Annotated in this window: 26 protein-coding genes and 1 tRNA gene; 19 read left to right on the top strand and 8 right to left on the bottom strand. The window is 65.7% G+C overall.

Annotated elements, in window-relative coordinates; genetic code table 11:
- Positions 1-150: 150 nt before the first annotated feature.
- The gene (gene gabD / locus ABKS89_RS01485; protein WP_081518737.1) at positions 151-1,602 is read right to left on the bottom strand and encodes an NADP-dependent succinate-semialdehyde dehydrogenase; all 1,452 of its coding nucleotides are present in this window, start codon (positions 1,600-1,602) and stop codon (positions 151-153) included.
- A 656-nt stretch (positions 1,603-2,258) separates the two neighbouring features.
- On the opposite strand from gabD, the gene ABKS89_RS01480 reads away from it, so the two are divergent.
- The 5 genes from ABKS89_RS01480 (at position 2,259) to ABKS89_RS01460 (ending at position 5,759) form a co-directional block, all read left to right on the top strand.
- Positions 2,259-2,335: transfer RNA gene (locus ABKS89_RS01480), tRNA-Arg, on the top strand.
- 214 nt (positions 2,336-2,549) lie between these two features.
- On the top strand, positions 2,550-3,143 hold the full coding sequence (locus ABKS89_RS01475) for a transglycosylase SLT domain-containing protein (RefSeq protein ID WP_138213211.1): 594 nt from the start codon (positions 2,550-2,552) through the stop codon (positions 3,141-3,143).
- Positions 3,144-3,429: 286 nt separating this feature from the next.
- The gene (locus ABKS89_RS01470) at positions 3,430-4,668 is read left to right on the top strand and encodes a metal-dependent hydrolase family protein (protein ID WP_348588621.1); all 1,239 of its coding nucleotides are present in this window, start codon (positions 3,430-3,432) and stop codon (positions 4,666-4,668) included.
- A gap of 37 nt (positions 4,669-4,705) precedes the next feature.
- Entirely contained in the window at positions 4,706-5,290 is a 585-nt protein-coding gene (locus ABKS89_RS01465) for a MarC family protein (RefSeq protein WP_348588622.1), read from the top strand.
- A gap of 34 nt (positions 5,291-5,324) precedes the next feature.
- The gene (locus ABKS89_RS01460; RefSeq protein ID WP_348588623.1) at positions 5,325-5,759 is read left to right on the top strand and encodes a MarR family winged helix-turn-helix transcriptional regulator; all 435 of its coding nucleotides are present in this window, start codon (positions 5,325-5,327) and stop codon (positions 5,757-5,759) included.
- Positions 5,760-5,821: 62 nt separating this feature from the next.
- Here ABKS89_RS01460 and ABKS89_RS01455 read toward each other — a convergent pair whose 3' ends face one another.
- Together ABKS89_RS01455 and ABKS89_RS01450 are read right to left on the bottom strand one after the other, a co-directional pair.
- The gene (locus ABKS89_RS01455; RefSeq protein ID WP_138213215.1) at positions 5,822-6,547 is read right to left on the bottom strand and encodes a hypothetical protein; all 726 of its coding nucleotides are present in this window, start codon (positions 6,545-6,547) and stop codon (positions 5,822-5,824) included.
- Between the two features lie 77 nt (positions 6,548-6,624).
- Complete coding sequence (locus ABKS89_RS01450; protein ID WP_348588624.1) at positions 6,625-6,807, bottom strand: hypothetical protein; 183 nt, start codon at positions 6,805-6,807, stop codon at positions 6,625-6,627.
- Between the two features lie 175 nt (positions 6,808-6,982).
- Between ABKS89_RS01450 and ABKS89_RS01445 the strand changes: the two genes are divergently transcribed.
- A complete protein-coding gene (locus tag ABKS89_RS01445; RefSeq protein ID WP_081518744.1) occupies positions 6,983-7,417 on the top strand; it encodes a CBS domain-containing protein in 435 nt (144 codons plus the stop codon).
- Between the two features lie 16 nt (positions 7,418-7,433).
- Here ABKS89_RS01445 and ABKS89_RS01440 read toward each other — a convergent pair whose 3' ends face one another.
- Positions 7,434-8,171: a metallophosphoesterase gene (locus tag ABKS89_RS01440; RefSeq protein WP_348588625.1), complete on the bottom strand. Its 738-nt coding sequence runs from the start codon at positions 8,169-8,171 to the stop codon at positions 7,434-7,436.
- 365 nt (positions 8,172-8,536) lie between these two features.
- Here ABKS89_RS01440 and ABKS89_RS01435 point away from each other — a divergent pair, with 365 nt between their 5' ends.
- The 3 genes from ABKS89_RS01435 to ABKS89_RS01425 all read left to right on the top strand — a co-directional run bounded on the left by ABKS89_RS01435 (position 8,537) and on the right by ABKS89_RS01425 (position 12,356).
- Entirely contained in the window at positions 8,537-10,753 is a 2,217-nt protein-coding gene (locus ABKS89_RS01435; protein ID WP_348588626.1) for a TonB-dependent receptor, read from the top strand.
- 14 nt (positions 10,754-10,767) lie between these two features.
- Positions 10,768-11,844 carry an ABC transporter substrate-binding protein gene (locus ABKS89_RS01430; RefSeq protein WP_348588627.1) on the top strand — a complete coding sequence of 359 codons (1,077 nt, stop codon included), beginning with the start codon at positions 10,768-10,770 and terminating at the stop codon, positions 11,842-11,844.
- A 308-nt stretch (positions 11,845-12,152) separates the two neighbouring features.
- Complete coding sequence (locus tag ABKS89_RS01425; protein ID WP_138213220.1) at positions 12,153-12,356, top strand: hypothetical protein; 204 nt, start codon at positions 12,153-12,155, stop codon at positions 12,354-12,356.
- A gap of 86 nt (positions 12,357-12,442) precedes the next feature.
- Here the strand turns inward: ABKS89_RS01425 and ABKS89_RS01420 are convergent, their stop codons facing one another.
- Entirely contained in the window at positions 12,443-13,174 is a 732-nt protein-coding gene (locus tag ABKS89_RS01420) for a class II aldolase/adducin family protein (RefSeq protein ID WP_348588628.1), read from the bottom strand.
- A 339-nt stretch (positions 13,175-13,513) separates the two neighbouring features.
- Between ABKS89_RS01420 and ABKS89_RS01415 the strand changes: the two genes are divergently transcribed.
- The 7 genes from ABKS89_RS01415 (at position 13,514) to ABKS89_RS01385 (ending at position 20,426) form a co-directional block, all read left to right on the top strand.
- Positions 13,514-14,668 carry an LLM class flavin-dependent oxidoreductase gene (locus ABKS89_RS01415; protein ID WP_348588629.1) on the top strand — a complete coding sequence of 385 codons (1,155 nt, stop codon included), beginning with the start codon at positions 13,514-13,516 and terminating at the stop codon, positions 14,666-14,668.
- A gap of 17 nt (positions 14,669-14,685) precedes the next feature.
- The gene (locus tag ABKS89_RS01410; RefSeq protein WP_138213223.1) at positions 14,686-15,738 is read left to right on the top strand and encodes an ABC transporter substrate-binding protein; all 1,053 of its coding nucleotides are present in this window, start codon (positions 14,686-14,688) and stop codon (positions 15,736-15,738) included.
- Between the two features lie 94 nt (positions 15,739-15,832).
- A complete protein-coding gene (locus tag ABKS89_RS01405) occupies positions 15,833-16,888 on the top strand; it encodes an ABC transporter substrate-binding protein (protein ID WP_348588630.1) in 1,056 nt (351 codons plus the stop codon).
- Complete coding sequence (locus ABKS89_RS01400) at positions 16,875-18,086, top strand: MFS transporter (protein WP_348588631.1); 1,212 nt, start codon at positions 16,875-16,877, stop codon at positions 18,084-18,086. The genes ABKS89_RS01405 and ABKS89_RS01400 overlap by 14 nt, the downstream gene beginning before the upstream one ends.
- A gap of 3 nt (positions 18,087-18,089) precedes the next feature.
- On the top strand, positions 18,090-18,848 hold the full coding sequence (locus tag ABKS89_RS01395; protein ID WP_348588632.1) for an ABC transporter permease: 759 nt from the start codon (positions 18,090-18,092) through the stop codon (positions 18,846-18,848).
- Entirely contained in the window at positions 18,845-19,606 is a 762-nt protein-coding gene (locus ABKS89_RS01390; protein WP_348588633.1) for an ABC transporter permease, read from the top strand. Before ABKS89_RS01395 ends, ABKS89_RS01390 begins: the two co-directional genes overlap by 4 nt.
- 25 nt (positions 19,607-19,631) lie before the next feature.
- Positions 19,632-20,426 (top strand): ABC transporter ATP-binding protein, encoded by a 795-nt coding sequence (locus tag ABKS89_RS01385; protein WP_348588876.1) that lies wholly within the window; start codon positions 19,632-19,634, stop codon positions 20,424-20,426.
- A gap of 182 nt (positions 20,427-20,608) precedes the next feature.
- Here the strand turns inward: ABKS89_RS01385 and ABKS89_RS01380 are convergent, their stop codons facing one another.
- Positions 20,609-22,267 (bottom strand): SulP family inorganic anion transporter, encoded by a 1,659-nt coding sequence (locus tag ABKS89_RS01380; RefSeq protein WP_348588634.1) that lies wholly within the window; start codon positions 22,265-22,267, stop codon positions 20,609-20,611.
- Between the two features lie 473 nt (positions 22,268-22,740).
- On the opposite strand from ABKS89_RS01380, the gene ABKS89_RS01375 reads away from it, so the two are divergent.
- The 3 genes from ABKS89_RS01375 (at position 22,741) to ABKS89_RS01365 (ending at position 24,418) form a co-directional block, all read left to right on the top strand.
- Positions 22,741-23,112, top strand: coding sequence for an SMR family transporter (locus ABKS89_RS01375; RefSeq protein WP_138213230.1), 372 nt, complete (start codon positions 22,741-22,743; stop codon positions 23,110-23,112).
- Positions 23,106-23,435, top strand: a complete 330-nt coding sequence (gene mdtI, locus ABKS89_RS01370; RefSeq protein WP_024766311.1) for a multidrug/spermidine efflux SMR transporter subunit MdtI — start codon at positions 23,106-23,108, stop codon at positions 23,433-23,435. Before ABKS89_RS01375 ends, mdtI begins: the two co-directional genes overlap by 7 nt.
- A 299-nt stretch (positions 23,436-23,734) precedes the next feature.
- Positions 23,735-24,418 (top strand): sulfotransferase family protein, encoded by a 684-nt coding sequence (locus ABKS89_RS01365; RefSeq protein ID WP_348588635.1) that lies wholly within the window; start codon positions 23,735-23,737, stop codon positions 24,416-24,418.
- 4 nt (positions 24,419-24,422) lie between these two features.
- Here ABKS89_RS01365 and ABKS89_RS01360 read toward each other — a convergent pair whose 3' ends face one another.
- Complete coding sequence (locus ABKS89_RS01360; RefSeq protein ID WP_138213232.1) at positions 24,423-25,469, bottom strand: hypothetical protein; 1,047 nt, start codon at positions 25,467-25,469, stop codon at positions 24,423-24,425.
- 142 nt (positions 25,470-25,611) lie between these two features.
- The gene (gene flgL / locus ABKS89_RS01355; protein WP_138213233.1) at positions 25,612-26,526 is read right to left on the bottom strand and encodes a flagellar hook-associated protein FlgL; all 915 of its coding nucleotides are present in this window, start codon (positions 26,524-26,526) and stop codon (positions 25,612-25,614) included.
- Positions 26,527-26,530: the final 4 nt, after the last annotated feature.

The raw sequence follows: 26,530 nt of genomic DNA, 5'->3' as shown, positions 1-26,530 counted from the left end.
GGAGAAGCCACACACGACAGCATACGATGATCGACTGTCGTGGCACTTGCGGCCCGCCGGACGGGTTGTCCGGTGCTACCACCGGAAAACGCCGACGCGAAGGTGGCTGTCAGCTCTTGCCTGCCACCTCGCGCCCACGGAAAAAACGGATCAGATACCGCCGAGGCAGAGGTATTTGACTTCGAGGTAGTCCTCGATGCCGTACTTCGAACCTTCGCGGCCCAGGCCCGAGGCCTTGATGCCGCCGAACGGCGCTACTTCGTTGGAGATCAGGCCGGTGTTGATACCCACCATGCCGTATTCCAGCTGCTCGGCGACGCGGAACACGCGGGCCAGGTCGCGGGCGTAGAAGTAGGAAGCCAGGCCGAACTCGGTGTCGTTGGACATGGCGATGACTTCGGCCTCGTCCTTGAAGCGGAACACCGGCGCCAGCGGGCCGAAGGTTTCGTCCTTGGACACCAGGGCGGACTTCGGCACGTCGACCAGGATGGTCGGCTCGAAGAAGGTGCCACCCAGGGCGTGCGGCTTGCCGCCGGTGAGGACCTTGGCGCCCTTGGAAACGGCGTCGGCGATGTGCTCTTCGACCTTGGCGACTGCCTTGGAATCGATCAGCGGGCCGGTGGTGATGCCCTGCTCCAGGCCGTTGCCGATGTTCAGCTTGGCCACGGCGACCTTCAACTTCTCGACGAAGGCATCGTACACACCGTCCTGTACGTACAGGCGGTTGGCGCAGACGCAGGTCTGGCCGTTGTTGCGGTACTTGGAGATCAGCGCGCCTTCGACGGCGGCGTCCAGGTCGGCATCGTCGAACACGATGAACGGAGCGTTGCCGCCCAGTTCCAGGGACACTTTCTTGATGTCCTTGGCGCATTCGGCCATCAGCTGGCGACCGATCTCGGTGGAGCCGGTGAAGGTCAGCTTGCGCACGATCGGGTTGCTGGTCAGCTCACCGCCGACCTCGCCGGCACTGCCGGTGACGACGCTGAACACGCCCTTCGGAATACCGGCGCGCTCGGCCAACTCGGCCAGGGCCAGGGCGGAGTACGGGGTCTGCGAAGCGGGCTTGAGCACCATGGTGCAACCGGCGGCCAGGGCCGGGCCGGCTTTGCGGGTGATCATCGCGGACGGGAAGTTCCACGGAGTGATAGCCGCGGTCACGCCGATCGGCTGCTTGATCACGATGATGCGCTTGTCGGGCTGGTGGCCCGGAATGGTGTCGCCGTAGATGCGCTTGGCTTCTTCGCCGAACCACTCGAGGAAGGAGGCGGCGTAGGCGATCTCGCCCTTGGCTTCGGCCAGCGGCTTGCCCTGCTCGATGGTCATCAGGCGGGCCAGGTCGTCCTGGTTCGCGATCATCAGGTCGAACCACTTGCGCAGCTTGTTGGCGCGCTCTTTCGCGGTCAGCGCACGCCAGGCCGGCAGGGCCTTGTCGGCCGCTTCGATGGCACGACGGGTTTCGTCAGCGCCCATCTTCGGCACGGTGCCGATGATCTCGTTGGTGGCCGGGTTGTTCACGTTGATGGTCTTGCCGTTGTCGGCGTCGACCCAGGAACCGTCAATGTAAGCCTGTTGGCGGAACAGCTTGGCATCATTGAGTTGCATGACCTGTCTCCTTTCGAGGAAAGCCTGTGGACGGCGGGTCTGACACGAGCCCCGCCTGCCTTGTTGTCTGGATGGGAGAGACCGCGGTCTCTGCCGTTCATTCGCTCCGGCCGATCAGTATCGACGCTGGAGGCGAATGTCGCCCTGCAAAAGGGGCGACGCCCGGCGAACGGCTCTTAGTTCGCTCGGCATGCGGACACGAAAAAACGCAGGCCGGGGTCATTGCCCGGTCTGGTTGAACTCGTTCACGCACAGATTCCCGGGCTCGGCCCAGGAGTACGACTGCCCTACAACCTTCCGGTACGCTGATCGACGGAAGCCGCACGGAGACCTGTCACAAGGGACATGCGGTGGGTGCAACGGAAGACTGTCATCCCGCAGGCTGATGGCCGGCTGGTGTGATGCCAATGCTCCGGTCTCCTGTTGTTGTGATGGGGAGGCGTTTGAAATCTCAAACGAATCCTAGGGCCCTCGACTGCAAAGGGCAATAGCTCGTTCGACAAAACCAACGAAGGTATCCGCTTGCAGCGGATTTTCGGAGGTTTTCTACCGACAAGCGGCTGTTTTCGTTCGATATCATGAACGAGCGTACCCGCATTGGACGCCTGCACGGGAGATGCGTATGATTGCCGCCTGCCGCGCCAGCCGCGGCATACGCACCAGTAGCTCAGCTGGATAGAGTACTGCCCTCCGAAGGCAGGGGTCGTGGGTTCGAATCCCGCCTGGTGCGCCATCTACCTTGTTTCGAGTTGCTTCAGGCAGCCTGCGAAACCACCTGAAAAGCCCGCCCTGAGCGGGCTTTCCTGTTTCTACCGGCAAGCACCACGCAGGCCAGGCCTTCCGACGGCGTTCACCTCCAGGAAGACCCTCGACACCTGACGATTCCTCTTCGCCACCAGAGGCTGTATAAGCCTTGCGCCATCGCGCGCGAAAAGGACAAACCGCCCATGCTCCGGCTCCTGCTGCCAGCCCTGCTGCTGACCCTTGCCGGCTGCGCCACCAAGCCTCCGGCGCACCCCGAGAACCTCTGCGAGATATTCCGCGAAAAGCCGAAATGGCATGAAGCGGCGCTGCAGGTGCAAAAGCGCTGGGGCGGGACGATCCAGGTGCCCATGGCGATGATGTACCAGGAGTCCTCCTTCAAGCACGACGCCCTGCCGCCGCGTTACTACTTCCTCGGCTTCATTCCCTGGGGCCGGGTCAGTTCCGCCTACGGCTACGCCCAGGCCAAGGACGAGACATGGGCGGACTACAAGAAGGAAGCCGGCGGCTGGGGCGCCGACCGCGACGACTTCGCCGACGCGCTGGACTTCATGGGCTGGTACATGAACAAGACCTACAGCGTGAACCGCGTCTCCAAGTGGGACGCCTATGGCCAGTACCTGAACTACCACGAGGGCTGGGGCGGCTACCGCCAGCGCAGCTACGACGCCAAGCCGTGGCTGAAGACCGTGTCGCAGAAGGTCCAGACGCGCGCCTCGGTGTACGGCGCGCAGTACAAGAGTTGCGAACAGGAGCTGTCGAGCGGCGGCTGGTTCTAGCCACTCGGAACCCCCGGCATCCCCATCGCGACGTCGGCGATGACGGCCCGCTCAGGCGGGCTTTTTCATGTCTGCCGCAAAAGTTGCGCGACTTCACACAAACCACGGCGCCTCCCGGTTCCGGCAGCCTTCAGCAGCCTCCATCCCTTCCCTCGAATCAACGATTTAGCCAGCCAGCGCGGCACCTTGAGATCATTCTCATGGCCATTTAGAACGCATTGCTTTCAATTTTCCTCGGGCGTAGGTTTTTGAGCCGTTGTACTGGAGAACTCACGAAGAGGTAGTCATGAACATTCTTCTGAAGAACGCCCAGATATTCGACGGCAAGCACCCCAGCCTGCACAAAGGCGATGTTCTCGTCTGCGGGGCGAAAATCCTTTCCCTCCATGAAACCCACCAACCCGCCCCTCAGGACACTCTCAGCATCGACCTGAACGGCAAGTACCTGATGCCTGGGCTGATCGACGCCCATGTCCATATCACCGCCAGCCAGGTGGACCTGAACCAGGAGACCGAGTTGCCCGGCTACGTCTACGCGCGCAGCTTCAGCTTTCTCGACAGCATGCTCGCTCGCGGCTTCACCTCCGTGCGCGATGCCGGGGGCGCCGATGCGGGTATCAAGCGCGCTATCGAAAACCAGGTGATTCGCGGGCCGCGGCTGTTCATGAGTGGCCGTGCCCTGAGCCAGACCGGCGGGCACGGCGACTTCCGTCACCCGTCCAGCCCGATGCTTACCTGCGCCTGCAGCCTGCATACCGGTTCCACTATCTCGGTCATCGCCGACGGCCTCAGTGCCGTGCGCAAGGCCGTGCGCGAGCAGTTCCGCATGGGCGCCTCGCAGATCAAGGTCATGGCCGGCGGCGGCATCGCCTCGCCAAATGATCGGATCGAGAACCTGCAGTATTCCGAAGCCGAACTGTCGGTGATCGTCGACGAGGCCGAGCGCTACAACAGCTACGTCATGGCCCACGCCTACTCGCCGGCCGCCATCATCCGCTGCGTGCGCTGCGGGGTCCGCTCCATCGAACACGGCAACCTGCTCAATGCCGAGGCTGCCCAGATCATGCACGAGCACGACGCATTTCTGGTGCCGACGCTATCGATCTACAACGCGTTCATCCTGAACGCTGGCAATCCGGCTGCGGGCATCCCCGACTCGGTGCTAATCAAGCTGAAAGACGTGCAAAGCCAGGCGCTGGAGGCGGTGCGGATCGCCCGTCGCCATGGGGTGAAGATCGGCCTGGGCACCGACCTGCTGGGCGAGTTCCATAGCTGCCAGACCGATGAATTCAAACTCCGGGCGCAGGTCGATACGCCCTACGACGTCCTGCAATCGGCGACGCGGGTGAATGCCGAACTGCTCAACATGCAGGACCAGCTCGGCGTGGTCGCACCGGGCGCACTGGCGGACCTGATCGTGCTGGACCAGGACCCGCTGCAGGATCTCTCCCTCTTCGATGCCGCAGGCACGCACGTGCAGATGGTCATCAAGAACGGCGAAATCCTGAAGAACCAGTTGCACTGACCGGCAGCTCAATCCGCCTCGATAGCGAGCCCCCGCCATGTTTCGTAACTACCTGGTGAGCCTGAGTGGCATTGCCATCATCATCAATCCGTTGACGATGTTTTCCATCTTCACGTCCTACACGCAGGGCATGCCCGCTGACGATATAAGCCGTACCGGAAAGCAAACCACGCTGGCAGTCGCCATTACCCTGCTGATCTGCATCTGGTTCGGTATGGAGCTGTTTCGTCTGCTCGGGATCACCCTCGCCTCGCTGCAGGTCGCCGGCGGGTTATCGCTGTTGATCTCCTGCCTGCAGGGGCTCAACGATCCGTCGGACAGCGCACGGCGCCCAAGCAGCAATATCGCCGTCGTGCCGCTGTGCATTCCCGTCATCGCCGGGCCAGCCGCCATCTCGGTGGTCATCCGGTTGACCAGCGAGACCGCCAGCCCGGTCTCGGTCAGCCTGGCTGCCTTGACCGTCACAGCGGTGCTGGGTAGCTTGTTCCACTTCAGCGTCCCGGTATCGAAGTGGCTGGGCGAGCAGGCCATGAGCGCAATCAAGCAGATTTCCTACCTGGTCCTGGCCTGCATCGGCGCAACGCTCTTCATCACCGGCGTGGAAACCATGATCGGCAAATAGCGGCGCCAAGAGAGTCTGCATCAAGAGAGCCTGCATGAAGGAAAGAGAGCTCACTCAACTCACCGAGTTACTGAGAACCAACCATGCACTCTGGCAGAAGTATCTTGAGCCGATCATCAACAGTGTCGGCATCACCTTCGTCGATCGCATCATCCTCGATAACCTGCGCGAAGATGGGTTTGCCACCAAGAACGACCTGGCGAACCAGCTGGGCATGCCCCACCAGAACCTGACGCGATCACTGGCGCGCCTGGAGCAGAGCGGCCTCATAGCCATCCAGAAGAGGACCGGCCCGGACCTGCGGCAGATCTACCTGTCACTGACGCGGCAGGGCAAGCTGATCAACGACAAGATCAACGCAGACATCAACCTCGCCTGGCAGCAGGTGTGCCGCAACATTCCCGAGCAGGAGCTGCTGAGTTTCATGTCGATCCTCTACCGGATGAACAGCAACCTGCTCGATCTCTGAAGCCTGGAGACTCCGACCCGGAAAGCCCGCCGCTGTGCGGGCTTCTGCGTTCCAGGCGACCCTCAGCGCCCCATGATCCGCCGGTACTCGTCGCGGTATTCCTCGTACGGCAGGTTGCGTCGCTGCAGCTCCATCAGCTGCTGTTCCTGACTCAGCGGGCGGGAGACGTGGGCGACGGTTTCCGCCGCGGTAGGCGAGACCGGCTGCGGGACCGCTTCAGGCGGCTGCGCCGGCGTGGTGGCGGGCAGAGGCGCCGGCAGGCTGCGGGACGGGCGCGCAACCAGCAAGGCGCTGGTGATCTCGTCGACTATCTGCTCGGACACCGCACTGACCTCCGAGGACCCCATCGAGGTGAACAGGTCGCCGTCGGCTTCGCTTTCGTAGCGGCGCGAGGCGAGCAGTTGGCCGGTCAGGCCGTCGTGGTAGCGCACGGTGGAGGTGACCCACTCCTCGTCGCCACTGCCGGGACGGTTGTTGGCGTTGTGGCCGGCGCCGACCTCGATCACCACCAGGGTGGACAGGGTGTCGGTGGCGCGTGGTTCGCCGTCCTGCTCGGTGAGCTGGTAGTCGGCCGAACCCGCCTCGTCGCGTAGCGCCTCGCGCCAGCTGGCCTTCAGCGCGCCCCAGCGCGGGTTGGCCGCCACCGTGGCGTCGGGCTGGAAGTTCACCACCATCACGTGGCGGGTGTCGCGGTAGAGGGAAATGGGCGCGGTGCGGTCATCCCGGCGGACGTCCGAGGAACATCCACAGAGCAGGGAAACGGCCAGGGCGAGCGTGACGTTGCGCATGGTGCTTTCTCTTTATTGTCTGGCCAGCATTCTGCCAGCCAATCATGACGCCCGGATATCGTCCGAAGGTCAGTCCTCTACCAATCCTCGTCGTCCAGGCCAGGCTGGTACTCCTCCGCGTCCTCGTCGTCCTCCTCGTGATCGCCCGGCGGGTCCTCGAAGAACGCCGCATCCTCCTCCAGCAGGCCGTCGAGGTCGTCATCGAGGTCCAGCAGGTGTTCGTGTTCGGGCTCGTGGAGGTCGAGGTCTTCGTCAGTCATGGCCGGTCTTTCGTGGGGGGAAACGGGGAAGGGATTCACAGTATAAGTCGCGCCGCGGGAGGATGACGCTCCCGTGACGGCGGACGGCGCTTTCCGGCCTTGCCGGATCGCAATTCGTCCACGATTCTCTATGAACCACGGGCATCGCGCCGTGAACGACGAACAGGGGGTAGGAATGAAGACTGTGGCTCAGCTGTTGAACGCCAAGGCGGACCAGCAGGTTTACACCATCGCCCCGGATGCGCTGGTGATCGATGCACTGCGCCTGATGGCGGAGAAGAACCTCGGCGGCCTGCCGGTGGTGGAGGCCAATCAGCTGGTCGGCTTCTTCAGTGAGCGCGACTACGCCCGGCGCCTGGCGCTCAAGGGGCGCAACTCGGAAGACACGCCGATCAGCGCGGTGATGACCGCACCGGTGATCACCGTAGACACTCACCTGAACGTCGACAAGTGCATGGGCATCATGACCGAACGCCACCTGCGCCACCTGCCGGTGGTGGAGAACGGCGAGCTGCTCGGGCTGCTGTCCATCGGCGACCTGGTGAAGGCCGCCATCGCCGAACAGGCCGAGCTGATCCAGCAACTGGAACAGTACATCCGCGGCGAGTGATCGCCCCGGCGGTCGCTTAGCGCGCGGCCGCCGTTTCCACCTTGCCGCAGTGCATGTCGACGAGGCTCAGGCAACCGTCGGCGTAGCCGCTGCCCGTGTCGATATAGTGGGTATTGCCCAGCGGGCGCACGGCGTTCTGCGCGGTATGGCCGACGTACAGGCGCTCCAGCCCGGCAATGACCGTGGCGTCTTCCTTCTCGATTCGCGTGCGCGCCCACATGGCCAGGCCGACGGCATTGCGCCGGGCGGTTTCGCCCAGCTCGCCGGCCAGTGCGGCGACGCCGCTGTCCCAATCGGGGAAAGCCGGTGAGACCGGTGCCTCGGCATGCACGATGCCGACGCGACGACCTTCCCCCAGTTCGACTTCGATCACCAGCGGCAACTGCTGCAGGCGCCGGGCGATACGCTCGCGGGTCACCGGGGTGAGCTTGTAGAGCCAGGTGCCGCCATTGCGGAAGTGCAGGTCGCGGTCATCGCCGGCCAGTACCACATCGATCACCAGTTGTTCGTGATTGCCGCGCACCGAGGCGAACCAGGGCTTGGCCAGCCAGTCGAGCACCTGCGGCGAATAGGGCCCGCGATCCACCAGGTCACCGGCAGCGAACAGGCGGTCGGCGGCCGGATCGAATCCGACCTGGTCGAGCAGGCGCTGCAGCAATTCGAAATGGCCGTGGACATCCCCCACCACGAAATCGCGGCCACGCAGGTTGCGCGGGAAGCGTTGCAGGGGTTGCTCCGGCAAGAGCGTATTCATTACCAACTCCAGGGCTTTCAAGCGACAAGCTTATCAGCTGCACATTGCGTTCCAGCGGCACTGCGACGAAAGCCGCGCCGCTCAGCCGACTGGCTGCTGACCCACTGCTGCCCAGGCAGCGACGTCCCAGCACGGGCTGCTTCCCCAGCAGCACAGCATCCACAACAACAAACAAAAACCCTTATTTATCAGAAAGTTAAAACAAATCCAGAAAGCGGTACGGATGTTGCGATATCCCCGGCAAGCCTTCCGGCCTTCATCACGCGTGAGCCAGCACAAGAGCAACGCAATAACAGCTTCATGCCTTGCGGCGACGACCGAGCACCACAGAGCCAGCCGTCCTTCCGCCGCCCCCTGGGGACACCATGTTCAAACGCAGCACCCTTTCCCTTGCCATCCTGGCAAGCCTGGCCAGCGTCTTCGTCCACGCGGCCGACGGCGAGTCGCCGAAAACCGAAGAAGCCAGCGCCGCACCGACCCTCGGCAAGGTGGTGGTCACCGCGCAGAAGCGCGAGGAATCGGTACAGGAAGTGCCGGCACCGATCACCGTGCTGAGCGGCGAGAAGATCCGCGACGCCTCCCTGCAATCGGCCAGCGAAGTCACCCGCTACACCCCCAACGCCTCCGCCGGCACCACCGACGGGCACGGTCGCCCGCGCTGGTGGATTCGCGGTCTGGGCACCGGCGACCAGGGCGCCAACACGGTCAGCCCGATCGGCATCTACGTCGACGACGTGTACATCGCCAACATCAGTGCCACCGGCTTCCCGCTGTTCGACCAGGAGCGCGTGGAAGTGCTGCGCGGCCCGCAGGGCACCCTGTGGGGCAAGAACACCACGGGCGGCGCGATCAACTTCATCTCGCGCAAGCCGACCTTCAGCCCCGAGGGCTACTTCAAGGTCGACCTGGGTAACTATGCCAACCGCATCGTCGAAGGCGCGGTGAGCGACGCGCTGGTGGACGACAAGCTGGCCGGGCGTCTGTCCTTCCACCACCAGGGCCGCGACGGCTACACCGAGAACGAGAACGACGGCAACGACCAGGGCGCGCTGGAAGACGACGCCGTGCGCCTGCAACTGGCCGCGCGGGTGAACGACAACCTCGACGCCAACCTCAACGTCCACGCCCGTCACTATCACGACACTGCCAGCTACAACACCGTGAGCTACGGCACCCGCCCGGACGGCACCAACCAGTTCGGCTATTCCGTCGACCCGAAGCTGGGCAAGGCCAACTTCAACGCCAAGTACCAGGCCGAGATCGACCAGGCCGGCAGCAACCTCAACCTGGTCTGGCAGCTGGGTGACCTGGAGCTGACCTCCATCACCGCCTTCGAGCACTTCACCCGCGACGGCTGGACCGACAGCGACAACACCCCGCTGGAACTGCAGCGCAGCTACAGCTACGCCGACAGCCAGCAGTGGTCGCAGGAACTGCGCCTGGCCTCGCCGCGCAGCGACCGGCTGAACTGGGTCCTGGGCTTCCACTACTTCAACGAAGACCTGGAATCGAAGAACGCCAACGCGGCGCTGCCCAACGTCTATATCCCCAGCTACTACAACAACGTCAGCTACGACCAGAAGACCGAGAGCTACGCCATCTTCGGCAGCACTACCTACAACTTCACCGACGACTTCAGCGTCACCGCCGGCCTGCGCTGGACCCGCGAGACCAAGGACATCGACCTCGAGCGCCTGGTCAACCGAGGCGCCGCCAGCTTCGGCGACGGCCACTGGTGGCAGCCGGGCAATGTCGACTCGCCGCTGATCGTCAACGCCACCCAGGACGAGAGCAACACCTGGAGCGACTACAGCTGGGACCTGACGCCCGAGTACCGGATTTCCGATAACGCCCGCGCCTACTTCCGCTACGCCCGCGGCTTCCGCTCCGGCGGCTACAACGCCGGCGTTACCAGCCAGGCCACGGTGGCCAAGGTCGATCCGGAATACCTCACCTCCTACGAACTGGGCCTGAAGTCGGAATGGTTCGACGGCCGCCTGAACGCCAACGCCAGCGTCTTCTACTACGACTACGAGGACATCCAGCTCAACATCGTCACCGCGGTGAACAACCAGACCGTCTCGCGCCTGGCCAACGGCGCCCAGGGCGAAGCCTACGGCGCCGAGTTCGAACTCGAAGCCATCCCCGTGCAGAACCTGCACCTGAACCTCGGCCTGGGCCTGCTGCACACCGAGTTCACCGACTACACCTCGGGCAACGACGACTACTCCGGCAACCACTTCGTCCGCGCGCCCAGCGTCTCGGCGGTGATCGGCGCCGATTACCGCATCCCGCTGAACGTCGACGGCGCGGTGGTGCTGGGCACCGACTGGAACACCCGCAGCCGCCAGTACTTCTTCACCAACGACCAGAGCGCCAACATGCGCACCGGCGGCTACACCCTGGGCAACGCGCGGGTGACCTACGAGCTGCCGGGCGAGACCACGCGCATCACCGCCTACGTGAACAACCTCACCGACAAGGAATACCGCAACCACACCCTGCCCACCGGCTACCAGACCGCCGCCGTCATGTACGGCGACCCGCGCACCTTCGGCGTCTCGGTCACCACCGACTTCTGAGCGAGGTAATCCCCATGAACCTTCTGCATCGCGCGCTGCGCCGGCTGCTGCCGGCCGCCGCCGTGCTGCTCGCAGGCCACGCCCTGGCCGCCGAGCAGCCGACCACCCTGCGCATCGCCACGGTGGCCTACGCCAACGCCGGGCAAATCACCTTCAACGGCCCGTCCTACGTGATCGACCGCGACAAATGGCTGGAGCAGCAACTGGCCCAGCGCGGCATCAAGCTGGAGTGGGTGCCCGCCGCCACCGGTTCGGTGGGCACCTTCGTCAACGAGGAATTCGCCAACAAGCGCATCGACTTCGCCTTCTATGGCGACCTGCCGTCGATCATCGCCAACGCCTCGGGCGTGCAGACCCAGCTGATCGTCCCCGGCGGCATCGGCAACAACGTCTACCTGGTGGTGCCGCCGGGCTCCACGGCGAAATCCATCGCCGACCTCAAGGGCAAGCGCATCGCCCTGCACCGCGGTCGGCCGTGGGAGTTGTCGTTCGCCAAGCTGCTGGAAGCCAACCACCTGGGCTTCGAGGACTTCCGCATCTTCAACCTCAACCCCCAGGCCGGCGCCGCTGCATTGAGCGCCGGGCGAGTGGATGCCTTCTTCACCCTGAGCGATGCCTTCCTGCTGGAGGACAAGCAGGTCGGCCGCATCATCTGGTCGAGCAAGGAGGCCCCGGCGGACTGGAAGATGCGTGCCGAAGTCTGGGGCGCGAAGGACTTCGTCAAGGACCATCCCGACCTCACCCAGCTGGTGGTGGACGCCTACCTGAAAGCCGCGTGGTGGGTCTCCCAGGACGCCAACCAGGCGCAGTACCAGCAGGCCCAGACCCGCTCCGGCGTACCGCTGAGCGTGCTGCAGCGCGAGGTCTCCGGCGAGCCCTGGCCCGCGCACTTCTCCCCGCTCTACGACGACGCCCTGCGCCAGCACTACAGCGACGGCATCGCCTACAGCCTGAAGGCGAAGCTGATCCGCAACGCGGTGAGAGTGGACGATCTGCTGGAGCCGAAATTCGTCGAGCAGGGCTTGAAGAACCTGCAGCTGGAAAGCTTCTGGCAGCGCAGCGCCGGGCCTTCTGTCGCCGCCAAGCCTTGATCTGAGCGTAGGAGCGGTCTCTGTCCGCGATAGATTGCCGGCTACTCGGAGCCGGCCTGTTGCACATCGCGGACGGAGTCCGCTCCCACCTGAAATATCCCGCCGGAGCATACCCTCTCCCCCGCCCTATCCCTGAAGGGAGAGGGGAGCCAAGGCACGGATGTCCAGAGGAAGACAGTTACTCCCACAACTGTGTCGAGGTCCGACATTGCGATAAGAAATCTCACAATGCCCCCCCCCCCAGACGTTACAAGACACCGCCCACAATCCATCCTGTCCACCGCACCCGAGCACACCGGAGTCAGAACATGGAAGGCATGACCTACAAGGGCTTCACTGCGCGCATCGCAGTCGATGAGCGAGATGATCTCTTCGTTGGACGCATTCTCGGGCTACAGCAGATTGTCAGTTTCGAGGCAAAACGCCTTGAGGAACTGATGCCCGCTTTCCAGTCCGCAATCGATGATTATCTGAGCGACTTCGAAGCCTGCAGAGGGTTACCAATCCCGTAGGAGCGGGCCACGCCCGCGATACGCGGACAAGGTCCGCGCCCCCAAAAAAGCCCTCGCAAGAGGGCTTTTTCATGCCGGGGAGAAACTCAGGCCGCCGCGCCCAGCAGCTTCTGGCCCTGCTCCCAGAGGCCGGTCATCTTCCATTGCTGCTCCAGCACGCCGGGGCCGAACTCCTGGGAGCCGCCGAGGCTTTCGGCGAGGCCCTGGAAGTAGGCGCCTTCCTCCAGCAGCAGGATCAGCTTGGACGCCTTGATCAGGTCTTCGCCCCAGAAGGTCGCGCCGCCGTTGGCTTCGAGGATGGCCGGGGTGTGCGGGTTCTCCGCGAGCTTGTCGAGGATGAACAGCGGCTCGGGCTGGCGGCGGTCGATGTAGATCGGCAGCTCGCGGGCCAGGGTCACGCGCTGGGAGGCGGCGTAGCGGATCGGCAGCACGCGGTGGGCGCTGGCCCAGCCACCGAGATAGGCGGTATGCACGTGGATCACCACGTTCACCTCCGGGCGCGCCTGGAAGATCGCCGCGTAGCGCTTGCCGTTGCCGCCTGCGCCACGGCCGCTGAGCGGGGTCGCGCCGGGGATGCTTTCGTCGAGGATCACGTCGCCTTCATGGGTGGCGATGACCGCGCGGATTTCCTGGTCGTCGGCCCAGGGGTTCGGGGCGTGGACGGCGATCACCTGGTCGCTGTCCGGCACCCGCACGTAGGCCTGGTAGGTGTTGGTGGCGGTGAGGGTGCGACTCTCCTTGAGCACGCGGAAGGCCTTGGCGAAGTCGCGGCGGACCTGTTCGAGCTGGCTGGCGAGTTGCGGGTTGAGGGTGGACATGGAATGCCTCCTGGCAGTCGGGGATGGATGAACCGCGTGGCGGTGTTCCAGTGACTGAGCAGGACTTGTGCCACTAAAAAATATCAATACAGATCAATTAGTTAGATGAACAAAAAACCAACAAACGGGCACCAGCCCTGGCGAAGCGGGCGAAATTGCTGCCCGCCCAGCATCCCCTGCTGACCTACTGCTGCTGTACAGACAAACGCCCTGCTGCCACAGCAGCACGCCCGCCTGAAAGCCCCGCCCCGCCTGGCCTGCAGGCTTTGGGCACAGCCCTTGCTCAAGACCCTGCACGAGCAGCACGACGCTGCCCCCGCAAAGCAAAGGAGCATGGCCATGAGCACCGAATTCTTCTGGCGACTGCCGCTGGGCAGCGACGGTCCCTATCTCGCCTCGGACAAGAACAACCGTGGCAGCCATATCGAGCGCCCCGGCAACATCGCCCCGGGCCGCCTGACCAACGGCGAGCCGGACGGTTTCACCTACATCGACTACATCGCCCAGGTGGCCAAGGCCGCCGAGATCGCCGGTTTCGAGGGCGCGCTGCTGCCCACCGGGCCGGAGCCGTGGATCGCCGCCGCCGCGCTGGCCCGCGAGACCCGCCGGATCAAGTTCCTGATCGCCTTCCAGGCCGCCTGGACATTGCCCGCCTACGCCGCGCAGCAGGCGGCGATCCTCCAGCACCTGTCCCGCGACCGCCTGGAGTGGAACATCATCACCGGTGGCAACCCCGCCAGCCAGCGCGCCAACGGCGACTTCCTCGACCACGACAAGCGCTACCAGCGCACCGGCGAGTTCCTCGACATCATCGACGGCCTGTGGAAGAACGAGCAGTTCTCCTACCAGGGCGACATCTACCAGCTGGAGAACGGCTCGCTGCCGATCGCGCTACGCAACGTGCGCAAGCCCGGCGTGTATTTCTCCGGCTTCTCCGATCCGGCGCTGGACGTCGCGGCGAAGCACGCCGACGTCTACCTCAACTGGGCCGAACCCATCGACAAGCTCAAGCCGCATCTGGAGCGGGTGCGCGAGCTGGCCGACAAGCAGGGCCGCGAGATCCGCTTCGGTATCCGCATCGACCTGTTCGCCCGCGAGACCGAAGAGGCCGCCTGGAGCGAACTGCGCCGCCAGTACGAGCGCATCGACGCGCGCACCAGCGCCTTCATCAAGAACTTCGCCACCGGCTCGGATTCCGTCGGTGCCGCGCGGCAGACCGCCTACCACCAGAACGTCGAGCGCTTCGACGACCTGATCCTCGGCCCCAACCTCTGGGCCGGCTTCGGCAAGGCCAAGCCGGGACCGACCATCGGCCTGGTGGGCAGCCACGAGAACGTCGCCGAACGCCTCGCCGAATACCGCGACGCCGGCTTCTCCACCTTCATCCTCGCCGGCAACCCGCACCTGGAAGAAGCCCTGCGCATCGGCCAGGAAGTCCTGCCGCTGGTGCAGGGCAAACGCGCCGACGTCCACGAACTCAAGGCCCGTGCCTGAGCCACAAGGAGCTGAACATGTCCCGTCCCCTCGATACCCTCTGGTACACCCGCTGCCCGGTGCCCACCGGCCTCGGCATCGCCGTGCAGAAAGGCTGGCTGGAAGAATCCCTCGCCGAGCAGGGCACGCAGATCAAGTCGCTGCGCGAGTCCGCCGACCAGGCGGTGCGCGAGTCGCACTTCGACCACACGCTGCAGAACTCGGTGCGCCACGGCGGCAATATCCCGGCCATCTGGGCCCGCGCCAGCGGCCGCGAAACCCGCGTGATCGGCCTGTCCTGGGCCGACGAGGCGCAGCTGATCCTGACCACCGCCGAAAGCGGCATCCGCAGCGTGCGCGACCTGAAAGGCCGGCGCTTCGGCCTGCCGGACTGGAGCGGCGCGCAGATCGACTTCACCCGTGCCCAGGCGATTCGAGGCCTGGAGAACGCCCTGCGCCTGGAAGGCCTGGAAGTGCGCGACCTTGAGCTGGTGGACTTCGGCCTGAAGGGCACCTTCAGCGACGAGGCGCCGGGCAACATCGTCGGCATCACCGGCCACGGCGGTAGCCGTCGGCGCAGCCAGAACCCGGAACTGGTGGGCCTGCTGCGTGGCGAAGTGGACGCGATCTTCCTCAAGGGCGCCCACGCCGTACAGCTGGCGCAGCAGTTCGGCCTGCACACGGTGATCGACACCGGCGCCCACCCGGAACCGCTGATCCGCGCCAACAACGGCACGCCGCGCACCCTGAGTGTCGACCTCAACCTGCTGGAACAGCACCCCGACGCCGCCACTGCGATCCTCGCCTCGGTGCTGCGCGCGGAGGACTGGGCGCACCAGCACCCGGACGACACCCGCCGCTACCTGGCGCGGGAAACCAACAGCAGCGAGTTCTGGGTCGCCACCGCCTATGGCGAGGACGCCCACCTGCGCCTGCGCACCAACCTCGACGAAGGCTCGATCCTCGCCCTGCAGGACTTCACCGACTTCCTGCAGCGCTGGAACTTCATCCCGGCGCGCTTCGACGTGCGCGAGTGGATCGACCCGCGCCCGCTGGAAGCCCTGCGCAGCTTGACCCAGAAAGCGAGCTGAACAACGTCGCGAGGGCGAGCCCTCTCCCCCAGCCCCTCTCCGCCCTCTATATCAACAAGGGGGGGAGAGGGGAGCTATCGAATTCCGAGTCCCCATGAGCACACCGCTGGAAACCCTCTGGTACACCCACAGCCCCGTTCCCACGGGCCTCGGCATCGCCGTCGAATCCGGGCGCCTGGCCCAGGCCTTCCGCCCGTTCGGCACGCGCATCCAGTCGTTGCGCGAGTCGTCCGAACGCGAGGTGCGCGAGGCGCACTTCGACCATCACCTGCCCTACTCCGTGCGCCACGGCGGCAACATCCCGGCCATCTGGGCCCGCGCCAGCGGCGCGCGCACGCGGGTGGTCGGGCTGTCGTGGAGCGACGAGGTGCAGCTCATCGTCAGCGCCCCGGACAGCGACGTGCGCAGCATCCGCGACCTGCGCCACCGGCGCTTCGGCCTGCCGAAGTGGGCCAACGTGCAGATCGACTTCACTCGCGCCCAGTCCCTGCGCGGCCTGGAAAACGCCCTGCGGCTGGAAGGCCTGGAAGTGCGCGACGTCGAACTGGTGGACTACCCCTACGGCGGCACCTTCAGCGACGACCCGGTACGCCACGTGTTCGGCGCCCAGGTCGCGCTCAAGGGCAACCGCGTGGTGCAGCGCAACAACGAGCTGATCGGCCTGCTGCGCGGCGATATCGACGCCATCTTCGTCAAGGGCGCACACGGCCTGCAGCTGGCCCACGAGTTCGGCCTGCACGTGGTCATGGACGTCGGCTCGCACCCCGAGCCACTGGTGCGCTCGAACATCGGCACGCCGCGCACCCTGACCGTCGACCAGCAGCTGCTGGACGAACACTTCGATGCCGCCGTGCTGGTGCTCGACACCGTGCTGCGCGCCGAGCAGTGGGCCTGGGCACACCCCGAAGAAACCCGTCGTTTCCTCGCCCGCGAGCTGAACACCAGCGAGTTCTGGGTTGCCAGCGCCTATGGCGAGGACGCCCACCTGCGCTTGCAGACCAACCTGGCGGAGCGCTCGCTCAACGCCCTGCGCGACCTCGCCGCCTTCCTGCAGCGCTGGGAGTTCATCGGCGCCGATTTCAGCGTCGACGACTGGATCGACCCACGTCCGCTGGAAGCCCTGCTGGGGAAGATCGATGTCGCCATCTAGCCCGGCGCGGCCCGCCGCCTTCCTGCTCAACTTCATGCTGCTGGCGGCGTTCAGCGGCGCCACCATCGGCATGGCGAAGATCGTCACCACGCTGTACGCCATCAGCATCGGCGCCAACGCCATGCAGATCGGCATCATCTCGGCCATGGAAGCCCTGGGCATGGTGATCCTCACCCTGCCCGCCGGCTTCGTCATCGCCCGCTTCGGCGCGCGCCGCGTGTACTTCCTCGCCAGCCTCGGGCCGATGCTGCTGAACCTGGCCATTCCGCTGCTGGGCGGCTGGCTGTGGCTGGCCTTCGCGCGGCTGCTGATCGGCCTGTGCATCCCCTTCCGCATCGTCGCCATGAACAGCGCCTTCCTCCGTCAGCTCAAGCGCATCGGCAACGACAAGGCCGGCTGGTACCGCGGTTCGCTGACCTTGGGGATGGGCCTGCTCGGCCCGCTGCTGGGCAACTGGCTGAGCGGCGCGGCGAACTTCACCTGGGGCTTTGCCGCCATCGGCCTGTGCTTCGGCCTGATGGCTTTCTACAGCCTCGGTTTCTGGGAAGGCGAGGCACCCGCCGAGGAGGTGCCCGTGGCCGCCGCCACCGGCGGGCTGCTGCAACAGGTCAGCGCCATGCTGGCCAATGTCGAGATCGCCGAGAGCTGCCTGATTGAGCTGCTCAGCGCCGCCACCAGCGCGCTGTTCGGCACCTTCATCCTGCTGCTGGCGATGGAAGTCGCCGGCCTCTCCCAAGGCCAGGCGGTGAGCCTGGTGATGATCCAGGGCCTGGCCTCGGTGCTCGGGCTGTTCGGCTTCGGCTACCTGATCGAACGCAGCGGCCGGCGCCTGGCCTACGTCGGCAGCCTCAGCGCGGCACTGGCCGCGCTGTTGCTGCTCGGCGTCGCCCGCGATTACTGGCTGCTCGCGCTGGGCGGCGTGCTGCTCAGCGCGGCGGCGGCGCTCATCCACCTGGTGAACATGGCCCAGCTGGGCGAGCACGCCATGGACAAGAGCAAGATTTCCGGGCTGTTCAACCTCGCTTCCATGTCCGGCAGCTTTTCCGGCGCGCTGCTGGGCGGGGCGATCAGCCACTTCGTCGGGCTGGGCAACCTGTTCCTCTGCTGGATTCCCCTGGTGCTGCTGGCCGCGCTGTTCTGCTGGCAACGCAAGCAGCGCCGCCAGAGCGCCGGGCCATTGCTCGGGCAGGAGGGCTGAAACATGCGCCGAACATTCGATCGCCTGAGCTGGTTCGCCTCGCCGCTGCTCCTGCTGCTGGCCTGGTTCGTCGCTGCCCGCGCCGGCTGGTTCCCGCCGCAACTGCTGGTGCCGCCGGTGGAAGTCTGGGCCAGTTTTCAGGACCTGCTCGCCAGCGGCGAGCTGCGCGAGCACGTGGTCAACAGCCTGTCGCGGCTGGCCATCGGTTTCTCCATCGGCGCCGTCGGCGGGCTGCTGCTGGGCACCGCCATGGCCCTGTCGAAGACCGTGGAAGCCTACTGCGCGCCGCTGTTCCACACCCTGCGCCAGGTGCCGTCGATCGCGCTGATCCCGATGTTCATCCTGTTCTTCGGCGTCGAAGAGACCTTCAAGGTGCTGATCGTCACCAAGGCCGCCTTCTTCCCCGTGGCGCTGGCCGCCAGCGAAGGCGTGAAGGGTATTCCGCGCGGCTACTTCGAGGTCGCCAGCGTGTACCGCCTGCCGCTCTGGAGCCTGCTGCGCGACGTCGCCTTCCCTGCCGCCGCGCCGCCCATCGTCACCGGCCTGCGCATCAGCCTGAGCCGCGCCTGGATGGTGCTGGTGGCCGCCGAGCTACTCGCCGCCGACAGCGGCCTGGGGCAGATGATCGAGCTGAGCCGGCAGATGCTGCGCATCGACATCGTGATGGTCGGCGTGATCGTCACCGGGGCCATCGGCTTCGTCCTCGACTTCGCCTTCCGCCTGCTGGAGAAGCGCCTGCTGCGCTGGAGACCGACGCCATGATCCGTATTCTCAAGAGTCTTCGCGGGCTGGTCCTGCCGACGCTGCTGATCGCCGCCTGGCACTGGCAGTCGCAGCAGGGCGCCAGCGCGGCCTACGCCTTCGTGCCGCTGGAGCGCATCGGCGCCGGCTTCGTCGAGCTGATCAAGACCGGCGAGCTGTGGCTGAGCGTTTCCGCCAGCCTGCAACGCACCTGCCTCGGTCTGCTGCTGGGCGTGGTCGGCGGCTTCGTGCTGGGCGCCGGCATGGCGCTGTCGCCGCCGATCGAGCGGCTGTTCGCGCCGCTCTACCACACCATTCGCCAGGTGCCGATCCTCGGCCTGATCCCGCTGATCGCCCTGTGGTTCGGCAGCGGCGAGCCGTCCAAGGTGCTGATCGTCAGCCTTGCCGCCTTCTACCCGATGACGCTGAACGCCTTCGAAGGCTTCCGCGACGTAGAGAAGCGCTACCGCGAAGTCGGCCGCCTGTATGCCTTCGGCCCCTGGCAGCAGTTCCGCGAAGTGCTGCTGCCCGGCGCGCTGCCCAGCCTGAGCAACGGCGTGCTGCACGCGCTGGCCTTCGCCTGGGTCAGCTCGGTGGGCTGCGAGCTGTTCCTCTCCACCGGCATGGGCCTGGGCAACCTGATGATGAACGCCGAGACTGGCTCGCGCATGGAGATCGTGGTGATCGGCGTGCTCAGCATCGGCCTGCTCGGCTACGCCATGAACCAGCTGTTCGCCCGCGCCGCGCGCCACCTGCTGCGCTGGCGCAACCTGCGCTGAACCCTCTGCCATGAGTGCTTCGATCATGAACGCGATCCTCGACCCCGCCCTCCTTCCGGCCCAGCAGGCGCAACACGGCGCGCTGGCCATCCAGGGCCTGAGCAAGGCCTACTCCATCGACGGCCGCAGCCTGCCGGTGCTGGAGAACATCAACCTGGCGGTGCGCCCCGGCGAGTTCGTCAGCATCGTCGGCGCCAGCGGCTGCGGCAAATCCTCGCTGCTGCGGCTGATCGTCGGCCTGGAGAACGACTACAGCGGGCGCATCCTGCTCGACGGCCAGGCCGTGACCGGCACCGGCCTGGAGCGCGGCATCGTGTTCCAGGACCACCGGCTGTTCCCCTGGAAGACCGTGGAGCAGAACGTCGCCCTGGCGCTGAAGCAGCAGAAGCTCAGCCGCGCCGAGAAACGCGAGCGGGTTGCCGAGCACCTGGAGCTGGTCGGCCTGACCGGCTTCGAACAGGCCTACCCGCACCAGCTTTCCGGCGGCATGGCGCAGCGCGCGGCCATCGCCCGCGCGCTGATCACCCGGCCCAAGGTGCTGCTGCTCGACGAACCCTTCGGCGCCCTCGACGCCCTCACCCGCGTGCGCCTGCAGCACGAGTTGCAGCGCATCTGGGTGCAGCAGCGCAGCACCATGATCATGGTCACCCACGACGTGGAAGAAGCGCTGTACCTGGGCGACCGGGTGATCGTCATGGACGCGCGGCCGGGGCGGATTCGCCATGAGGTGCGAGTCGATCTGCCGCATCCGCGTGAGCGTGGGCATGCACTGCTCGCTCGGCTCAAGGATGAACTGCTGGCAGAGCTGATGCAGGGTTGATCCTCATGTAGGGCGCATAACCCGGAACGGGTTATCCGCCATCGGCGGATAACGCCAGGGGCGTTATGCGCCCTACACAGCCACCAGGCGCCAGGGGAGCGTCAGCGTAGGATGGCGTGGAGCGCAGCGACACCCATCACTCCTGCGCAGCAACAGCATGGGTATCGCAAGCTCCACCCATCCTACGTCCGTGTTTCGCCGGCAACCTCTGGAGTGGCAGCGGAAAGCGCCGCCGGGAAGTCCGGGTGATACCCCGCCCCAATCTCCTCCAGCACCCCCGCCTTGCGCAGCTTGCCGAGCACCCGCGCGTTGGCCTCGCACAGGCGCACTTCGATGCCGCGCCGCTGCAACTGCTCGATCACTTCCTGCAGCGTCTGCAGGCCGGTGATGTCCATGAACGGCACATGGCGCAGGCGGATGATCAGCACCTTCGGGTCGGTGTGGGTCTTGGCCAGGGCGCGCTCGAAGGTTTCCGCCGCACCGAAGAACAGCGGCCCCTCGATGCTGTAGACCAGCACGCCGGGCGGCAGCTCGCCGAGGCCGCGGCCACGCAGTTCCACGTCCAGTTCCGGGCCGTCATCGGCATGCACTTCCACCGAGGACGCCATGCGCCGCAGGAAGTGCAGCATGGCGAGGATCACGCCGATATTCACCGCGATCACCAGGTCGCTGAACACGGTGAGCAGGAAGGTCACCAGCAGGATGGCCACGTCGGCGCGCGGCGCGCGCTTGAGCATGAACAGGAAGTGCCGCGCCTCGCTCATGTTCCAGGCCACCACGAAGAGAATCGCCGCCAGCGCGCAGAGCGGAATGTTCGAGGCCAGCGGCGCGAGGAACAGCAGGATCAGCACCAGAGTCGCCGCGTGGGTGACGCCGGCCAACGGGCTGTTGCCGCCGTTGCGGATGTTGGTCGCGGTGCGCGCGATGGCGCCGGTGGCGGCGATGCCGCCGAACAGCGGGGTGACCAGGTTGGCGATGCCCTGGCCGATCAGCTCCTGGTTGGAGTCGTGGCGAGTGCCGGCCATGCCGTCGGCAACCACCGCCGAGAGCAGCGATTCGATGGCGCCGAGCATGGCGATGGCGAAGGCCGGGCCGATCAGTTCGAGCACGCGCGGCAGGGTCACCTCCGGCAGGCTGAAGCTGGGCAGGCCCTGGGGAATACCACCGAAGGCGCTGCCGATAGTGGCGACGCCGTTGAAGTGGAACAGCGACTGGATGGCCGTCACCACCACCATCGCCACCAGCGGACCGGGCACCCGGCGCAGCGCGGCGATGCGCGGAGTGAAGAGCACCAGCGCCAGGCTCAGCAACGCCAGCACAGTTGTCGCCAGGTGCAGTTGCGGCAGCGCCTGGATCAGCTGCCAGAGCTTCTGGTGGAAGTGCTCGCCGGCCACCGCCGGCAGGCCGAAGAAGTCCTTCCACTGGCCGACCCAGATGATCACCCCGATCCCGGCGGTGAAGCCTACGATCACCGGCGCGGGAATGAAGCGGATGATGCTGCCCAACCGGCTGACGCCCAGCAGGACGAGGATCGCGCCGGCCATCAGCGTGGCGATCTGCAGGCCGTCGACGCCGTACTTGGCGGTGACGCCAGCGAGGATGACGATGAAGGCGCCGGTTGGGCCGGCGATCTGCACACGGCTGCCGCCCAGCAGCGAGACCAGCACGCCGGCGAAGATCGCCGTGTAGATGCCCTGCTCCGGCTTCACCCCGCTGGCGATGGCGAAGGCCATGGCCAGCGGCAGCGCGACCACCCCGACTATGACCCCGGCCACCAGGTTGCGCGTCCAGTGCTCACGGCCGAAGAGTCCGGCCTTCCAGGCTTCTCGCAGGGCGATCATCGCAGTCTCCGACAGGATTTCGAGCAAGGATGCTAGCAGGAGCGGCCGTTCGGCAACCCGGCGCAGGTCATGCCTGTGGCGCGCTGTCGCAGGCTGAACACAGTGAACAGAATATTGCACAACCCTGATGGCGCGCAGGGTCCGGCAGCGTACGCATGCGCCTGTTCATGGGCATTCATGACGCAAATCAACGGAGTCGATTTGCCAGCGAAGCGGAAAATTGGCACAATGTGTTCATTATGTTGAACATCAAGGCTCTACCTCTCCCCACTTCCCGCCTGGTTTCGCGCGAGCGTCACTGGACCGGCGACCTCTAGCTCCTCCCTTCGGCAACCACCTTCTGGTGGCGCCAAGCGCGGCGAACACTCCACTGTGATTGCCGCCCGAGTCGGCGCCGCCGAACCCGAACCGAAAACCGCCGCAAGGATGCTCTTAGCGAGACTGCGCGCGGCTGCCCGTGGGAGGGCTTTACCATGCGTTCCTGGATCTATCTGCTAGCTGCCATCGGCTTCGAAGTCGTTGGCACCACCTCGATGAAATTCACCCACACGCTGTTCCCGATTGCCGGGCTGCTGCTGATGTACGTGATGATCGGCCTGTCGTACTACTTCCTGTCGCTGGCCATCAAGCGCGTGCCGGTCGGCGTGGCCTACGCCCTGTGGGAAGGCATCGGCATCGTGCTGATCACCCTGGTCAGCGCCTTCTTCCTCGGCGAGCACCTGAGCCTGGACAAGGCCCTGGGCCTGGCCGTGATGATTGCCGGCATCCTGCTGGTGAAATCCGGCACCCGTACCGGCCAGCGTGAAGAGCACCGTGAACTGAATGGGGAGGCCGTGACATGCTGAACCATGACCTGATTCCGATGGCCTGGCTGGGCCTGGCCATCGTCCTGGAAGTGATCGCCAACCTGCTGCTGAAGTACTCCGACGGTTTCCGCAAGCGCCTGATCGGCGCGGCCTCGATCCTCTGCGTACTGGGCGCGTTCACCGCGCTGGCGCAGGCGGTACGCGGCATCGAACTGTCGGTGGCCTACGCCATCTGGGGCGGCTTCGGCATCCTCGCCACCGTCGCCATGGGCTGGGCCCTGTTCGGCCAGCGCCTGGTCTGGCGCGGCTGGGTCGGCCTGGCGATGCTGGTGCTGGGCATGGGCCTGCTGAAGCTGGCTTGAGCCCCGGCGTCAGCGCCTGAGCGCCATCGGGCGGACGGTTGACCGACGGGCAGCCGGCGGAACATGACCCACCTCACGAAAGCCGCCGGGCGCTCGCCACAGGGCCAGTTGGCCGGCTCCGCGCCGAAAGCTCATGGCTACCATCGCCGCCTTCTCCGGCGTAACGACTTTGCTCGTAGCCGGCTTCGGCGGCGCCGCCCGCCCGTGCGATATGAACGAGGTGCTTGCATGGCAGTCTTCCGTCCCATCCTGTGCGGCGCATCCGCCCATGGTCTTCCTTCCGGCCGGGGCGTCTCCCGATGATCAGGCGTTACCTGGAAGATGCCCGCAAGCGCTACAAGATCACCCGCGAGAAGCCGCAACTCTGGACCTTTCGCGAGCAGGGGTTCAGCTACATTCAGATCCCCAAGGTGGCGACTCGCTCTATTCGCGCCGCCCTGGTGGAAATGGAGAACATCAGGAGCGCCGACGAAAGCTTCGCCGCCTTCGAGCAGCGCTTCAGCAGCCACACCGCTCACAAGGAGCTGCGACGCCGCGTCGACGGACTCAAGGTATTCGCCTTCGTGCGTGATCCACTGGTGCGGCTTTACTCAGCCTATGTCAACAAGATCGTGGATGCCGAGCGCATCGGCGGCCGCAACATCTTCCGTTGCCACGGCATGGGCTACGGCATGTCTTTCGAAGCCTTCGTGCAACGCGTCAGCGAGCTGGATGATCGTCACATCGATCGGCACCTGCGCTCCCAGGCATGGTTCCTCACCGATGATCAGGGACTGATCCCCGATATCATCGGGCGCATAGAGACCTTCGCGGATGACTGGAATCGCCTGCGCGAGCAGTTCCCCTGCCTGGGCCCGGTCGGCCACCGCAACAAGACGGCAGGCCAGGCCGATTTCCGCCGTCTCTACTCGGACCGCACCCTGGAACTGGTCTGCCAGCGCTACGCGCGCGACCTGCAGCTATTCGGCTACCCGGGGAACTGAGGCATCAGGCCAGCAGGCTCACCACCGCGAAGCGACTCAGATTGGCCTGGGCCACCACCGTCTGCGCCGCCGCACTGTAATGCGTGGCGCTGCGCCCCATGCGGTCAAGCATGGAAGCGGCGAAGGTGTGCGCCCACTCGCGCTCATCCTCGCTGGCGTGGCGATCGAGGAAGTCGCGGATGTCATCCTGGCGATGGCGCAGCTGGTCGCGCAGCCCGCCAATGCGATCCAGCGCCGACACCACCGAATCGAGCAACTGGCGCTGTTCGCGGAAAGCGTCGGTCCTGATCTCGGTAGGGAACGCCAGCAGCCCTTCTTCCTGGCTTTTCAGCCGGGTGTTCTTGCCCTTGGCGAACAGCTTGCCCTCGCCCTGCACCGCCAGCTGGCCCTTGAGCTGCTGCCAGTCGGCCTCCGGGGCGGAGAACTTCAGCGCGCCATCGCTATCGAGTTCGGCGCGGATGCCGGCCTGCCCGAGCGTGGCGTTGAAGCGGCGCAGCACCTGCTCGGTGCTCATGCCGTCGTCCAGCACCACCGCCGCCGGCTCGCCGAGCTGGCGCCCGGCGCTGAACAGCAGGGTTTCCTTGCCCGAGCGCTGGATATCCTGCACCGACTCCAGGCCCTCGAGGCTGAAGCGGCTGCGCACCGGTTCGTTGAGGCGCAGGCGGAAGTTGGCGTCGAGGCTGCCGTCCGAGCGCTGGGCGCGCTGCTCCAGCAGTTCGTTGACCTGCCGGGTAGCCTGACGCACGCCTTCGCGGTCCTGGGACTGCGGCGCACTGAGCTCGCGGCTGAGGTTGAGCTTGAGGCCGCCGAGACTGTCCTGCAGGTCGCCCAGGTAGCTGTCGGCCGACTGCATGGAGGACAACTGCTGGTTGAGCTGCAGGTTGAAGCTGCCGCTCTTCTGCGCGCCCCGCGCCATCTGCGCGGCATTCTCACCTTTCTCTTCGTTCTTGCGCAGGGCGTTCTGCCGCTCGCCGGTGGAGGGCAGGATGACGTCGCGGCGGGCGCTGGGATCAAAGACGGCGGCGGCCGGCAGTTGCTTGATGACCTTCATGGTGACCTCTGCACCGGATGTGCTTCCGCCCGGCACTGGGGGCCGGGCGGAGGCGGGATAAAAAGTAGGGGAACCGGGCGCTGCGCCGCCGATTGGCGTCCAGACCTCCTTGCGGCACGGCCCGGCTCCCCTACGAAGAAACTTACAGGCGACTGAACAGCGACAGGTCGTTGAGCTTCAGGTAGGTCTTCTGCGTCGCCTGCAGCGCCAGCTGGTAGGTGTTCAGGTCGATGCTCGCGCCGGCGTAGTCCAGCTGCGACAGCTCGCCGTTGATCTTCTGGTTCACCAGCGACACCTCCTCGTTGCTCGAGTTGAGCATGGTCAGGGTGTTCTGCCGGCCGCCCAGTTCGGTGATGGCACCGAGCACGCCGTCGTGGGCGCTGTCGAGGCTGTCGATTGTTGCTGCAATCTGCGCGTGCACCGCAGGATCGGCGACATCCAGCGCCGGGTCCTTGAGCAGCTTCACCGTGGCATGCAGCTGGTTGAGGAAGTCCATGTTGCTGCCGAACACGCCCAGCGCAGTGACGTTCTCTTCCACCTGCACACCGTTGGCCACGGCGGCCTGGCGTGACTTGTCGTTGCCGGTGGCGACGTAGGTATCGGTCAGCGGTTCGTAGGTCGCCGCGGCGGTGTCGCTCAGGGTCCCGGAGAACAGGTAGCGGCCTTCCTCGTCGCGCACGTTGACGAAGCTGACGATGGTCTTCTCGATGTTCTCCAGCTCCCCGGCCATGGCATTGAGGTCGCCGCCGGTGTTGGAGCCGTTGGCCGCCCAGAGCAGCAGGTCGCGCACGTTGAGCATCGCGTCGGAGGTCGCCTGAAGATTGGTTTCCTGGGTCGACAGGTTGCCCGAGACGTTGCCGATGTTGGTGCGGTACTGCGCCAGGCTGGCTTCCTCGCGCTGGATGCGCAACATGCGCACGCTGGCTATGGGGTCGTCGGAGGGCTGGAGGATGCGCTGCCCGCTGGACATCTGCTGCATCAGCTTGCCCAGGGCCGCCGAGTTGCTGTTCATCGAGCCGCCCATCAGCGCGGTGATCTGTGCGTTGGTAATGCGCATGGTG

Origin of the sequence: Pseudomonas sp. LABIM340 (assembly GCF_040017195.2) — a bacterium.
Classification (GTDB): domain Bacteria; phylum Pseudomonadota; class Gammaproteobacteria; order Pseudomonadales; family Pseudomonadaceae; genus Pseudomonas.
The sequence above is the reverse complement of the archived record's forward strand: the minus strand, read 5'-3'. Positions and strand labels throughout refer to the sequence as shown.

Coding starts and splice junctions, on each gene's coding strand:
- flgL (WP_138213233.1), bottom strand. CDS start 26,526: ATGCGCATTACCAACGCACAGATCACCGCGCTGATGGGCGGCTCGATG.
- ABKS89_RS01360 (WP_138213232.1), bottom strand. CDS start 25,469: ATGAAGGTCATCAAGCAACTGCCGGCCGCCGCCGTCTTTGATCCCAGC.
- ABKS89_RS01380 (WP_348588634.1), bottom strand. CDS start 22,267: ATGATCGCCCTGCGAGAAGCCTGGAAGGCCGGACTCTTCGGCCGTGAG.
- ABKS89_RS01460 (WP_348588623.1), top strand. CDS start 5,325: ATGAAGGAAAGAGAGCTCACTCAACTCACCGAGTTACTGAGAACCAAC.
- ABKS89_RS01445 (WP_081518744.1), top strand. CDS start 6,983: ATGAAGACTGTGGCTCAGCTGTTGAACGCCAAGGCGGACCAGCAGGTT.
- ABKS89_RS01475 (WP_138213211.1), top strand. CDS start 2,550: ATGCTCCGGCTCCTGCTGCCAGCCCTGCTGCTGACCCTTGCCGGCTGC.
- ABKS89_RS01365 (WP_348588635.1), top strand. CDS start 23,735: ATGATCAGGCGTTACCTGGAAGATGCCCGCAAGCGCTACAAGATCACC.
- ABKS89_RS01465 (WP_348588622.1), top strand. CDS start 4,706: ATGTTTCGTAACTACCTGGTGAGCCTGAGTGGCATTGCCATCATCATC.
- ABKS89_RS01375 (WP_138213230.1), top strand. CDS start 22,741: ATGCGTTCCTGGATCTATCTGCTAGCTGCCATCGGCTTCGAAGTCGTT.
- ABKS89_RS01430 (WP_348588627.1), top strand. CDS start 10,768: ATGAACCTTCTGCATCGCGCGCTGCGCCGGCTGCTGCCGGCCGCCGCC.
- ABKS89_RS01415 (WP_348588629.1), top strand. CDS start 13,514: ATGAGCACCGAATTCTTCTGGCGACTGCCGCTGGGCAGCGACGGTCCC.
- mdtI (WP_024766311.1), top strand. CDS start 23,106: ATGCTGAACCATGACCTGATTCCGATGGCCTGGCTGGGCCTGGCCATC.
- ABKS89_RS01450 (WP_348588624.1), bottom strand. CDS start 6,807: ATGACTGACGAAGACCTCGACCTCCACGAGCCCGAACACGAACACCTG.
- ABKS89_RS01455 (WP_138213215.1), bottom strand. CDS start 6,547: ATGCGCAACGTCACGCTCGCCCTGGCCGTTTCCCTGCTCTGTGGATGT.
- ABKS89_RS01410 (WP_138213223.1), top strand. CDS start 14,686: ATGTCCCGTCCCCTCGATACCCTCTGGTACACCCGCTGCCCGGTGCCC.
- ABKS89_RS01420 (WP_348588628.1), bottom strand. CDS start 13,174: ATGTCCACCCTCAACCCGCAACTCGCCAGCCAGCTCGAACAGGTCCGC.
- ABKS89_RS01395 (WP_348588632.1), top strand. CDS start 18,090: ATGCGCCGAACATTCGATCGCCTGAGCTGGTTCGCCTCGCCGCTGCTC.
- ABKS89_RS01440 (WP_348588625.1), bottom strand. CDS start 8,171: ATGAATACGCTCTTGCCGGAGCAACCCCTGCAACGCTTCCCGCGCAAC.
- gabD (WP_081518737.1), bottom strand. CDS start 1,602: ATGCAACTCAATGATGCCAAGCTGTTCCGCCAACAGGCTTACATTGAC.
- ABKS89_RS01400 (WP_348588631.1), top strand. CDS start 16,875: ATGTCGCCATCTAGCCCGGCGCGGCCCGCCGCCTTCCTGCTCAACTTC.
- ABKS89_RS01470 (WP_348588621.1), top strand. CDS start 3,430: ATGAACATTCTTCTGAAGAACGCCCAGATATTCGACGGCAAGCACCCC.
- ABKS89_RS01425 (WP_138213220.1), top strand. CDS start 12,153: ATGGAAGGCATGACCTACAAGGGCTTCACTGCGCGCATCGCAGTCGAT.
- ABKS89_RS01405 (WP_348588630.1), top strand. CDS start 15,833: ATGAGCACACCGCTGGAAACCCTCTGGTACACCCACAGCCCCGTTCCC.
- ABKS89_RS01390 (WP_348588633.1), top strand. CDS start 18,845: ATGATCCGTATTCTCAAGAGTCTTCGCGGGCTGGTCCTGCCGACGCTG.
- ABKS89_RS01435 (WP_348588626.1), top strand. CDS start 8,537: ATGTTCAAACGCAGCACCCTTTCCCTTGCCATCCTGGCAAGCCTGGCC.
- ABKS89_RS01385 (WP_348588876.1), top strand. CDS start 19,632: ATGAACGCGATCCTCGACCCCGCCCTCCTTCCGGCCCAGCAGGCGCAA.